Below are 12,461 nucleotides of genomic sequence, written 5' to 3'. Positions count from 1 at the left end.
TTCAGAACGGGGCGGCGATACAGTAGAACTAGGCCGTTGGTCTCGGTTTTCGGCTCCTCAGCAGAATCTGTGGGTGTGGTTCGGCTCAGGGAGCGCCCCAAGCGTATGAAATAACGCGAGTTCTATCGCCTCGCTTGTGCGAAAACCGTACGACTTTCTCATGGTCAATTTCACCTTGTTGTTCAGACCTTCGACGACCCCCGAGGACATCGTCCCTTTCGCCCTGAACCAGTTCAGGATCAGCCCTTCATGCGATCGTAGGGTCCGGGCCATCTTCTTCATTGGCTCGATCTTCGAGCGCATCGTCCGCGTGCACCACTCCTTGAGAAACTTCTCGGCCCATGCCGGACTTCGGTACTCCCAAAATCTCTGGAAGTCCTCGCGAAGCAGGTAGGCTCGCACCGCCTTCAAGTTGCACTTCAGCAACTCGGAGAGCTTCACGGTTTGTTTCTCCGTCAGGTTCTCCGGCCGCTTCAGAAGGCACCAACGCGAGTTTTTCAGCACCGGTGTCTTTCCCTTCTGCTTCAAGCGCTTCGCCTCGTCGGCACGGACCTCGTCGATCGCCTTGTTCATCTTGGCCATGATGTGGTAGCGATCCAGAACATGGATCGCCTTCGAGGCCTTTTTGGCGATGACCTTGAGATAAGGACCCCACATGTCACTACAAACGTATTTGATCGCGGCTGACCGCTCCTTGCCCAGCATCCGGAAGAAGCGGAGGAAGCTCTTGGTCGTTCGGTCCTCTCCGACCCAGAGCAGTCGCTGAACGTTGTCGTCGATCTGGTAAACCAAAGTCAGATACTTGTGCCCCTTATGCCACTGGATCTCGTCGACGCCGATGGCCTTGATACCGTCGAGGTTGCGATGCTCCAGGCCCCAGGTCACCGCCATTTTCACGGATCGGAAGACGTTCTCCCAAGTCGTGTGAAACACCTCGGCGACCTCCTTCCAGGAGAGTCGTTTCGCCCAGGTTGCCAGGAACCAGCGATAGGCGATAGTGAGGTGGTTCTTGCCTTCGGCCCAGGGGACCATCTCGACGACCACCCCGCAACCTGGGCAATCGACTCGTCTCATCGTATAGAGAAAAGTGACGGCCATCCCCCAGAGCGGTATGAACTGAAAACGCCTTTGGGATTGACGGTCGTATCCGCGTCGCTTTCGGCCACAACCGGAGCAGACGGGCTGGCTATTGGCTCTGGGCTGAATGACGATCTCGATGACGGGCCCTCCCGATTCTTCAACCAGGCGGACCTGCTCATAGACGAAGGACTTGAGCGGATGGACGCGATTGAGGATAGTCTTGAGTTGCATCTTGGGTGGGCTCCGGTTGGGCTTAGTTGTGGTAAACCAATCCTAATCCGGAGTCTGCCCAGGATGCACCTCACTTCTCTTCAAAGGCTCTCGCTAGCCCATGACCTTGGCAACCACACCCACAGTTTCTGCTGAGGAGCCCGGTTTTCTTTAGGCAACCGTCGTGATGCAAAGACCCTGGCTGGCAGACCGTGCTCACGCTCAATTGACGGGTGAGCACAGCCCCGACAAAAAAATGCCCCGGGGGGTAAACCGCTCTAACGCCCCGTTTTTGAGGGCCTGACAGCGAAGTCCTGATCGAGATAACCGCCGATCGCGGCCGCGTCGGTGTAGGCGTATCGCGTCAGTACGGTCCGCACGGCATCGGGGCGACGGATCATCATCTCGATGGCCTCGGTCAGCGCCTCCGGGCGGGTCCGGAGGAGCTGTGCCGCAAACCGGCGATCCGGGACCTGTCCCTTGGACGAGCCAGGGCTGTCGAACCGGGTCAGCACGGCCAGCAGCGCAGTGGCCCCCGGATCGAGGACGATGGGGTCCCCCTTCACGATCGCGGGCGCGGCCGCGACGATCGCTTGCGCGGCGGCTCGCAGACCGCTCGCATCGTCATGAGCCCACTCGAACAGAGGTTCATTGACCCTCAGGACTGGAGCCCTGGTGAGCCCCTCTCCCCAGAACCGACCGAGCCACGGGGCCGATTCGCGGACCCAATCAGGGACCTCGGCGCGAGGGGCCGGCACACCCGATTCGGAGGCAAGCAGATTCAACGCCACCGCGCGGGAGACGGCCACCGGATCGGCCACCGACGCGACCCTCAAGTGATCGAGCTGCGCGGGAGCGAGCGCGTATAACGGCTTCATGGCAAACAAGAGCCGGGATTGCGAAGAGGCTTTGGCATCCTGGGTAAGCAACCAGCCATGGGGGAACTTGCTCGAGTCCTTCATCCCGAGGTCAATGTCCCCGCGCAAGACCCCTAACGACTGAAGCTCCGAAAACGTCGGGGCCTCCACCTTGCCCGTGAAGAAGCTCACGGCGGCCCCCGGCGGCAGGAGCTCGTTGATCGCCGCGATCGCCGAGGGATTGAAGGCGTCGTACCAATAGGCGAGCTCAAAGCCCTTTTCACGCGCCCCCTTCGGCCCTCCGACCAGCTCGTTGTAGTACGACAGCTCGAACGGATGGACCTTAACCGACTGCCAAGCCGAGCTCAGCAGAACGAGGCCGGCCAGCACGCTCCGAGTCCAGACCGTGCGGGCCCCAAGCCGTCGTGCCAGGCCGTCCGCCACCCAGACCGTCCCCCAGCCGGCCAGCCCCGCCATGAAAAAGAAGGCCGGCAGGAGAAGGCGAACGCCATCATGTGCGGGAGTCGGCAGCATCCGGAGGATCGGCCAGGTCAAGAAGTGAATGAGGAAGTAGAGCGGGATGCGATCCTGGCGCACGACCCGAATCGCGTAAATCATCCCGGCCAGCGCCGCGAAAACGATCGCCGCGGGCGTGACGACGGCGATCAAGACCCAGCCGTTGTGCCACGGAAGACTGAATTCGTAGAGCTGGCCCAGGTAGAGGATCCAGATGTCGGGAAGCGACCCGCGGCGGTCGGTGTTGAGCATGTAATAGTGGGCCAACCGCGGTAGCGTCTCGCGCCACCAGGCCGGGTTCCCGAGCCAGCTCACGACGGGTGCAAACGCCAAGATTGCCGTCCAGGTCTCAAGCGCCGGCCGCTCCGGCCCCCAGACCGGGCTCCCACGATTAACCCGTCCGAGCAGCCGACGAACGATCCAGACCATCAACGGGAGGGCCAGGATGATGCCGGGCAGAACGCTCGGCGGCCGGGCGATGAAGAGGTTCGTGTTCAACGGCGGCGGGAGTTTCGCCTTCAAGCGGAGAATCTCGACGAATGCAATTCCGAGCGGGACGAGCATGGCCAAGCTGGTCAGCACGCCATCGATCCAGGCCGCCTTCGCTCCGCCTCCCCGGCGAAACGCCCTCGGCAGGTGGCTGAGAATCAGCCAACCGAGCAGTGGGATGACCACAAGCACGGCCGCCATCTTCTCCACGAACGCCAAGCCGATCAGCACTCCCACCAGGACTCGCCACCGCCGCGCCCTCGGCTCATACAGGCCCTTCCAGAACGCCAGGGCCGTGGCCGCCCAAAGCAGGAGCCCGGGCATGTCGGTCCCCGCGATATGGCCGTCTCCATAGACTCGCGGCATGCAGAGCAAGGCCCCCGCCATCACACCGCCAACCCAAGCCCCATACCGCCGCGTCAAGAACCCAAACCCGATCGTGATCGTCAACGCGTATTCGAAAACCGAAGCCAACCGCCGCGACGGGATATCCTTCACCCACCGCCCGAAGAGCGCATGCGTCGCCAGGTTCAACTGCCCGGCCAGCGGGGGATGAAAATTGATCCCGTGCCGGCCGTAAGGCCAGTAGTAGAGCAGAACGTCGGGGTCAAACAGGGTCGAGATCTCCTCACTCGACCTCGCCTGCGCCAACCGCTCCCACCACTGCGCCGACATGACCTGACTGTACCGGTAGGCCGGCTCGTCCCAGGTCAGGCCGATGTCCCCCGTCGTCGGCAAGATCGCCACCAAGGTCGTGGCAAACACGACCCCACAGGCCAACCACCACCGCGCTCCGGAGAACAGCCGGATCGACTCGTGCTCGTCAGCTCGACTGCGCTCAGAATTCGCCATTACGCTCACACACGCACATGCCTGGTCGAATCATGCCACCTGAAATCGAAAGATCCACAATCCAGCAATATCCAAACCACACAACCTATCCCACCTAATTTTCCCAAGTTGAAGGAAATCCGTTGCACGAATGCGATCCTTATTTTATTCTATCCTTCCAGAGGCACACAATTTTGCCCAATCGGCAGACTCGCATTGCCGGACCTCCCGTGGGGTCCTGAGTTTGAGTATGAAGTAATCTAGGAGACAAGTCCATGCGACGACAACTGTTGACCCTGGCCCTGACCGGTCTCTTCGGCACCCTTCTGCTGAGCAGCGATGCCAGCGCTTGCCACAAGAAGCGCTGCAAGTCCCCCGCGACTTGCGCCCCGGTCGCGACCGTCGTGGTTGCCCCCTGTCCCCCGCCCGCCCCGGTCTGTGCGCCCGCCCCGGTCTGTGCGCCGGCACCGAAGTGCGGCTTCCCCCGCAAGAAGCTGTTCGGCGGTCTCTTCCACCACAAGAAGCAGGCTTGCGCGACCCCGGTCGTCTACGCCGCCCCCGCCCCCTGCGATTCCTGCTCGGCCCCCACGAGCTTCCCCTCCTACCAGTCCGTGATCCCCTCGGGTCAGGGCTTCTGATTCATCGAGGGCGGATGGCCGGCATCGACCGGCCATCCGTCCTCGTTTTTTTTTCAACGATCCGCCAATGGGCTAAAAACCAACTGAAAAGAGCGGACGCAGCAAGTCGTTATCCTGTCATGGTTTGCAGTCGACGCAGCGACGCAACTCTTTTCGGGTAAACCTTTTGCAGAAACACCCAAATCCTACTGGTTTTTAGCCCATTGGCGGATCGTTGTTTTTTTTTGCGCAAATCCAGCCAATCGACCCCACTTCAAGGTCCCGTTCAAGTCGATGAGGCAACCTCATCTCGTCAGGCGAGGCGCATAAAAAAGGCGGCCGAAATCAGCCGCCTGAAACTCAAAGCCGGGTCACGAATCCCTCAGACAAGCTCTCGAATCGGCCGCCCCTCGTAGTTGATCTGGATCGGGCGGCCGTCGGGCGTGGTGTGAGTGGTATCGAGGGGGATGCCGAGACCGTGGTAGAGCGTCGCGGCAAGGTCTTCCGTGTAGTACGGAGCCTCGGTGGGTTGCTCGCCCAGAGCATCGGTGCATCCCACGGCAACTCCGGGGCGGATCCCGCCACCAGCGAGAAGCGCGATGCCGGCCGTAGACCAATGGTCGCGTCCCGCGGACGGGTTGACCTTCGGCGTCCGACCGAAGTCGCTCAAGGTCAGGACGATCGTCGACTCGAGCATGCCGCGGTCGGAAAGGTCTTGAAGCAGGCCCGAGAGCGCCGAGTCGAGGCGTGGAAGCAGCCTGTCCTTGAGCGCGGTGAAATTGTTTTGGTGGGTATCCCAACCGCCGTCGGTCACGGTGACGAACCGGACGCCCGACTCGATCAGCCGGCGCGCCAGCAAGCAACCCTGTCCCAGCGAGTGCCGACCATAGCGATCGCGGATGCGCGGGTCTTCGCGACCGATGTCGAACGCCTTCTTCGCCTGGGGCGCGGTGACCAGGTTGTACGCCTTCTCATAGAACGTGTCGGCCGCTTCGAGCGCCGAGGTGCTCGACTCGAACTGGGCCTGCCAGGTGTCGACGGTTTCCAGCACCTTCATCCGGCGCTGGAACCGCTCCTGGTCCACGCCGCCGGGCAAGGACACGTCGCGGACGGTAAAGCTCGGGCTCGAGGCGTCGCCGGGAAGGACGAACGGGTTGAACTGATCCCCCAGGAAGCCGGCCACGCCCCCACCAAACCGCTGGTCGATCGCCACGCCAAGCTGCACGTAGGGGGGCATGCTGTTGCGATCCCCCTTCTCCTTGGCAACGACCGACCCAAACGAAGGAAAAGTGACCGACTGGTTGAACGGATGGCCCGTCATCATGTAAGCGTCGGCCACTCCGTGCGACCCATTGCGCGGGTTGAGCGAGCGGAGGATCGAAAACTTGTCCTGATGTTGAGCGAGCCGGGGGAGCGGGTCGCAAACCTGGATGCCGGCCACCTTGGTATCGATGACCCCGAACTCGCCGCGGATCTCGGCTGGGGCCTCGGGCTTGGGATCAAAACTGTCGATATGGCTGATCCCCCCCTGAAGCCAGAGCAGGATGCACGACACCTCTTTGCCCGGCGACCCAGCCATCGCCCGTGCCCGCAGCAGGTCGGGCAACCCCAGTCCGAGCGCCGAGAGCGATCCGACTCGGAGGACATCGCGCCGAGTCACCCCGTCACAATCCCGATTCGACCCATTCTTGAGCTGGAACATCGGGCCACTCCCTCGTCGAAAAAGAGGTCGACCACCGCGTCACCGTTTCACGAAGTACGTGCATGATCTCATCGACCACACTTTTAAGGAAAGTTTAACACTGCCTCCACCCCGGAGCAACAAGAATCCCTTGTCCTTGACCACGACGAAAGGCCCGGAAAACCGAGTGTTTCCCCAGGGGCGACCAAGCCATCGAAACCGGTCGCCCGGCCAGGCGACTCCAGCCTTTGACATTCGTAGAGAAACGTCCATGCCGGATGCACCATGGAGGGTCCCGTCACGGTATGATCGGCTGAGTCCGGACACGAATTGGCCGGGGATTCAAGCCAGCGAGAGCGGGGCAAGTCATTGGCTCAGGTCGCACTGAAGAATCTCTCGAAGACTTATCCGGGGGGGTCGCGGCGGTCTCGGCGATCGACCTCGAGATCGCTGATGGCGAACTGTTCGTGCTGGTCGGCCCGTCGGGTTCGGGCAAGAGCACGCTCTTGCGGTTGATCGCCGGGCTAGAAACGCCCACAGCGGGCGGACTCTGGATCGGCGAACGGAGGGCGGATCGACTGGCTCCCGCGGATCGCGACCTCGCGATGGTGTTCCAGAGCCCCGCGCTCTATCCCCATCTCTCGGTCTTTGGAAATCTCGCGTTCGGCCTGCGCGCCCGGCGGTTCCCGAAGCCGGAGATCGTGAAGCGCGTCACGGAAGTCGCGGCCCGGCTTGGCCTGGACGATCTCCTCAACCGCTGGCCGGCGACACTTTCCGGAGGCCAACGTCAGCGGGTCGCGCTGGGGCGTGCGATCGTCCGTGAACCGCGCGTGTTTCTCCTTGATGAGCCGTTCTCGAGCCTGGACGCCCCGCTCCGCGCCTCAATGAGGGCTGAGTTGATCGACCTTCACCGAAAGCTCGGAACGACAATGATCCACGTCACCCACGACCAGGCCGAGGCGATGGCGATGGGGGGCCGAATCGCAGTGATGGACCAAGGCCGGGTGGTTCAGGCGGGAACTCCCCTGGAAGTCTATCACCACCCGACGAGCCGCTTCGTCGCCCGGTTCATCGGCAGTCCACCGATGAATATCCTTCCGTGCGAACTCGAATGGTCGAGCGACTCGATCAGGATTCGGGTCGAGGGCACGCCCCTGGAGTCGGCCTGGACGATACGTCTTGGCTCGGGCTGGACCGAACCGCTGCTCGCTCGAAAACCGGCCCGGGTCGACCTCGGCGTGCGCCCCGAGCAGATCACCCTGACGGATGGGGAATCCACGGCATCCGAGCCTCTTAAGGCGTCCGCCGAGGTGCTCCGGCTCGAGCCGCTCGGACACGAGACGCTCGCGACGCTCAACCTCGGGCCGCACCCACTCAGTCTGCGGATTTTTCCCGGCACTCCGATCCGGGTCGGCGATCGCGTTCCCATTCGCATCGACCCGAATCGCACGGCCTGGTTCGACGCCGACACGGGTCAGACGTTGCGCCCCTGAGGAAGGCCTTGGACCAACGAGGGTCGAGACAATCGTTCTGGGTGAGCGAAGTGCCTGATTGTCGAATGGCGACGGACGGGATAGCCTTGGCGTGGTGGCAGCTTCACGATTTGCCTCGATCGGGTAGGGCCCAGGCGCAATGCGCGACGTGCTGCAACGGTTGACCGACGCCCTCGAGCGCGGGCGGGAACAGATCCTTTGCCAGGTGGTCGAGACCAAGGGATCGACTCCCCAAAAGGCGGGGGCCCTGATGGTCGTCGACCCCGACGGCGGTCAGTCCGGTACGCTCGGGGGGGGATGCGTCGAGGCCGAGGTCAAGCAGAAGGCGATCCGCCGTATCGGCGAGACCGGCGCGGAGATCCATTTATTCATTCTTGATCACGACTATGCCTGGGCCGACGGCCTGATTTGCGGCGGCAAGATGGTGATCGCCGCCGAGGCCCTCCGTGGGCTCGATCCGCTCGCCTACTTCCGCGTCTACCAGCAACTCCTCCAGGCCGGCGAAGGGTACACCGAGGCTGTCGTGATCGACGAGGAACGCGCGGGGGCCGCGGTCGGCTGCCGGTTTCTCTTCGATCATAACGGGACGCTCGCAGCGGCATGGCCGGCAACCCAGACCCCGGGAGCCGCGGTCAAAGGCGTGATTCCGCTCTCCGATCGGCCTCGGCCCAGCGTCAAGGCTGGGGTCGCCTTTCTACCGACCTTACCGCGGATCCGCCTGATCGTGGTGGGGGGAGGACACGTCGGGCAGGGGGTCGCCAACCTCGCGGCCCAGGCGGATTTTGAGGTCTGGGTCGTCGACGACCGTCATCAATACGCCAACGCCGAGCGATTTCCCATGGCGACGCGGATCGTCGTCGGACCGATCGACGAAGTCCTCCCCGCGCTTGAGATCACGCCGCAAACCTACGCGCTGATCGTCACCCGGGGACATGGCCACGACCAGGAAGCGCTCTATCACCTGGCCCCGACGCCCGCGTCTTATGTCGGCCTGATCGGTAGTCGCCGCAAAATCCGCCTCATTTTCGCGAGTTTGCGGGAAATGGGTTTCTCTGAGGCCGTGCTCGGTCGCGTGGCCGCGCCGGTCGGCCTGGACATCGGCTCGCAGACCGTCCCCGAGATCGCGATCAGTATTGTGGCCGAGCTGATTGCACGGCGCAACTGCGGACCGGGAGGACAGGCAAGTCGCCCGGCGCTCGAGCCGGCGCCAGACGAGGTCCCGGTTACCGGGCTCACCCCCCCATGATCGCCTCGATCGTTCCCGCCGCCGGACGAAGTGAACGGATGGGGCGTCCCAAGCTGATCCTGTCCATTGAGGGCCGAACGGTCATCGCGCGAGTGGTCCAAGCCCTGGAGCAGGGGGGTGCGAAGCCGGTTGTCGTGGTCACTCCCCCACGTGACGCGGCGGGCGCCGGTCCCTTGATCGACGAAGCCGAGAGGGCAGGGGCCATCGTGGTGGTCGCGGAGACCCGACCGCCCGAAATGCGGGCCACGTTCGACCTCGGCCTGACTCATCTGGAAAGTTCGGACCACCCCTCGGCAGTCATGCTCGCACCAGCCGACAGCCCAGGGATCACCGCCGCCCTCGTCGCCCAGCTCGTGAACCATCATGAGACCGCTCCCAACTCGATCCTCATTCCCACTTATCAAGGTCGACGCGGACACCCGATCATCCTTCCCTGGACGATGGCACTCAAAAGCCGCGAGTTACCACAGGGTGCGGGCCTCAATTCACTCATCGCCCTCCATCCCTCGGAAGTTGCCGAAGTCGAAGTGTCCGAACCCAGCATTCTCGACGATCTCGACACCCCCGATGACTACCAACGCTGGGTTCCCTCTTCCGCCCGCCCATAAGGCGAGCGGGGCGCTGATCGCTCCCTGTCTTTGGGATGACACATGCATGGCCTAAAGTGACCGCTTCTCCGTCTCATCCCCGAGTCATGACCTTCGTTCACCCCGGGCCATACATAAAGGAAGCCGTCGCTTGCAGCTCACGATTCGACTCTTCGCCCTGGCCAAACAGAAGGCAGGGCGGCCCGAGATCACCCTCGAACTCCCAGAATCCGCCACCGTCGCCCACCTGAGGCAAGAGATCGCCCGGACCTGCCCCGAGCTGGCCCCTCTGGTTTCCAGCCTGATGGTCGCCATCAACTCGGAGTACGCCGATGACCAACGGAGCATCAAAGCCGGCGAGGAGATCGCACTGATCCCCCCCGTCAGTGGTGGCACCCCCCTCGACCAACGAAATCCTCAGACGCTAACATCCTTGCCAAGTAGGTTTTAAGAAAATTCGACGAGAGATTTACGAGCAAACGATTGACTTCGGTCCGGATCCGGATATTATTTCCCTGTCGCCTGTGTCACCACGGGTGACAACGAAACGGCCGGCTGACCTGGCGGCGGGAAACCGACGACCAAGACAGCGGGCCGCGATGTTGTCGGTAGGGTGGGCCGGCGTGACACGCCTTCACGGGCAAGTCGCTCCGGCCAATTGCTTCGGCGGCAGCTTCGTTCTTTGACAATCCGGTCGATCGTGGTTCTGTGGTTAACAGAGAACCTTTGAGGGAAGCCGGCGTGGAGCCGTTTGAGTCGTCTCGACCCCGTTTGGTTGGAGGTCGAATCGCGACGGAGACGGATCCAACAGCCAACAGCACGAGGGAGCAGGGGCTTGCCCCGGTGCCCTCGAGCTGCGACCAGTTAGCAAATTCCTCAACCCTTTGGAAGGTGAGGACCGGATCTTCGGCTCTTCGGAGTCGGGGAGACGACCAATCTCGAAGGGTTTGATCCTGGCTCAGAATGAACGTTGGCGGCGTGGATTAGGCATGCAAGTCGAACGGGCCGCAAGGCCAGTGGCGCAAGGGTGAGTAAGGCGACGGTAACCAACCCCAAGATTGGGTATAGCCGCGGGAAACCGCGGGTAATCCCCAGCGACGCAACGACACCGGCATCGGTGTTTTGCCAAAGCTTCGGCGTCTTGGGACGGGCTGTCGTGGTATTAGCTTGTTGGCGGGGTAATGGCCCACCAAGGCTGCGATGCCTACCGGGCGTGCGAGCGTGGCCCGGCACACTGGGACTGAGACACTGCCCAGACTCCTACGGGAGGCTGCAGTCGAGAATCTTCGGCAATGGGCGCAAGCCTGACCGAGCGACGCCGCGTGGAGGATGAAGGCCTTCGGGTTGTAAACTCCTGTCGAGGGGGAAAAAGGGTCGCAAGGCCTTGATTGATCCCTGGAGGAAGCACGGGCTAAGTTCGTGCCAGCAGCCGCGGTAAGACGAACCGTGCGAACGTTATTCGGAATCATTGGGCTTAAAGCGCGTGTAGGCGGGTTCGTGCGTCTGTCGCTGAAATCCCCCGGCTCAACCGGGGAAGGGGCGCGGATACGACGAGTCTGGAGGGGCATAGGGGGACCTGGAACTTCCGGTGGAGCGGTGAAATGCGTTGAGATCGGAAGGAACGCCCGTGGCGAAAGCGAGGTCCTGGATGCCTACTGACGCTGAGACGCGAAAGCCAGGGGAGCGAACGGGATTAGATACCCCGGTAGTCCTGGCCGTAAACGATGGGTACTGGATAGGGGGCTCGCCGATGGGCTCCCTGTCGTAGGGAAACCGTGAAGTACCCCGCCTGGGGAGTATGGTCGCAAGGCTGAAACTCAAAGGAATTGACGGGGGCTCACACAAGCGGTGGAGTATGTGGCTTAATTCGAGGCTACGCGCAAAACCTTATCCCAGGCTTGACATGCACGGATTAGCCGGCGGAAACGTCGGTGAGGCCGCAAGGTACAACGTGCACAGGTGCTGCATGGCTGTCGTCAGCTCGTGCCGTGAGGTGTTGGGTTAAGTCCCCTAACGAGCGAAACCCCTGTGTCTAGTTGCCAGCACGTAACGGTGGGAACTCTAGACAGACCGCCGGCGTTAAGCCGGAGGAAGGCGGGGATGACGTCAAGTCCTCATGGCCCTTATGCTTGGGGCTGCACACGTACTACAATGGGGCGGACAGAGCGTTGCTAGGCTGCAAAGTCACGCTAATCGCAAAAACCGTTCCTCAGTTCGGATTGCGGGCTGCAACCCGCCCGCATGAAGCTGGAATCGCTAGTAATCGCGGATCAGCATGCCGCGGTGAATGTGTTCCTGAGCCTTGTACACACCGCCCGTCAAGCCACCAAAGCGGGGGGCATCCGAAGTCGCCGGAGCCGCAAGGCAGGCGCCGAAGATGAAACCCGTGATGGGGACTAAGTCGTAACAAGGTAACCGTAGGGGAACCTGCGGTTGGATCACCTCCTTTCTAAGGATTTTTCTTAGAAAATCTCGGCTCTGAGGATCGTTCGACGTGGCTTCGGTCACAATGACGATTCAAGAAGGGCCGCATCGGCACCGGCTCCTTGATCAGATGGTATTTACGCCGGCTTCCCACCAAGGTTCTCGAACCACACGCACACGATCGACCAGGGAAGAAGCCCCTCGTAAGAGGGGTTTTCTTCTTGTCAAGGTTCACTGTTTGCTGCTTGCACTGCTGGGTGCGGGGCAGGGCCGTTCGCGGCGTTGCCCCCTGGCCAGCGGCCAGTGCGGATTCTCAGGAGGGAACTTCAAGGCTTCGGCCTTGCGGGTCCGTCGTGGGAGTTCGGTCAGCTCTTTTCCAATTCGGTGGTTAGATCACGCAAGTGAGAACCGCAAACGAAGTGGTCGTGGC

Annotated in this window: 7 protein-coding genes, 1 rRNA gene and 1 pseudogene; 6 read left to right on the top strand and 3 right to left on the bottom strand. The window is 62.2% G+C overall.

Annotated elements, in window-relative coordinates:
• Window positions 1-57: 57 nt before the first annotated feature.
• Both BUS42_RS28125 and BUS42_RS28120 read right to left on the bottom strand, forming a co-directional pair.
• Window positions 58-1,311 (bottom strand): ISL3 family transposase, encoded by a 1,254-nt coding sequence (locus BUS42_RS28125; protein ID WP_074312564.1) that lies wholly within the window; start codon window positions 1,309-1,311, stop codon window positions 58-60.
• A 257-nt stretch (window positions 1,312-1,568) separates the two neighbouring features.
• Window positions 1,569-4,004, bottom strand: coding sequence for a glycosyltransferase family 39 protein (locus BUS42_RS28120; RefSeq protein ID WP_074312562.1), 2,436 nt, complete (start codon window positions 4,002-4,004; stop codon window positions 1,569-1,571).
• Window positions 4,005-4,258: 254 nt separating this feature from the next.
• Here BUS42_RS28120 and BUS42_RS28115 point away from each other — a divergent pair, with 254 nt between their 5' ends.
• The gene (locus BUS42_RS28115) at window positions 4,259-4,621 is read left to right on the top strand and encodes a hypothetical protein (protein WP_074312560.1); all 363 of its coding nucleotides are present in this window, start codon (window positions 4,259-4,261) and stop codon (window positions 4,619-4,621) included.
• Window positions 4,622-4,982: 361 nt separating this feature from the next.
• On the opposite strand, the gene BUS42_RS28110 is transcribed toward BUS42_RS28115, so the two are convergent.
• A complete protein-coding gene (locus BUS42_RS28110) occupies window positions 4,983-6,302 on the bottom strand; it encodes a DUF1501 domain-containing protein (protein ID WP_074312558.1) in 1,320 nt (439 codons plus the stop codon).
• A 348-nt stretch (window positions 6,303-6,650) separates the two neighbouring features.
• Here BUS42_RS28110 and BUS42_RS28105 point away from each other — a divergent pair.
• The 5 genes and pseudogenes from BUS42_RS28105 to BUS42_RS28085 all read left to right on the top strand — a co-directional run bounded on the left by BUS42_RS28105 (window position 6,651) and on the right by BUS42_RS28085 (window position 12,056).
• Window positions 6,651-7,774 (top strand): annotated as a pseudogene (locus BUS42_RS28105) (ABC transporter ATP-binding protein).
• Between the two features lie 139 nt (window positions 7,775-7,913).
• Entirely contained in the window at window positions 7,914-9,020 is a 1,107-nt protein-coding gene (locus BUS42_RS28100; RefSeq protein WP_074312556.1) for an XdhC family protein, read from the top strand.
• Window positions 9,017-9,628, top strand: a complete 612-nt coding sequence (locus BUS42_RS28095) for a nucleotidyltransferase family protein (protein ID WP_074312554.1) — start codon at window positions 9,017-9,019, stop codon at window positions 9,626-9,628. The genes BUS42_RS28100 and BUS42_RS28095 overlap by 4 nt, the downstream gene beginning before the upstream one ends.
• Window positions 9,629-9,758: 130 nt before the next feature.
• The gene (gene moaD / locus BUS42_RS28090) at window positions 9,759-10,058 is read left to right on the top strand and encodes a molybdopterin converting factor subunit 1 (protein ID WP_074312552.1); all 300 of its coding nucleotides are present in this window, start codon (window positions 9,759-9,761) and stop codon (window positions 10,056-10,058) included.
• 484 nt (window positions 10,059-10,542) lie between these two features.
• Window positions 10,543-12,056: ribosomal RNA gene (locus tag BUS42_RS28085) — 16S ribosomal RNA — on the top strand.
• Window positions 12,057-12,461: the final 405 nt, after the last annotated feature.

Origin of the sequence: Singulisphaera sp. GP187 (assembly GCF_900129635.1) — a bacterium.
GTDB lineage: Bacteria > Planctomycetota > Planctomycetia > Isosphaerales > Isosphaeraceae > Singulisphaera.
The sequence above is the reverse complement of the archived record's forward strand: the minus strand, read 5'-3'. Positions and strand labels throughout refer to the sequence as shown.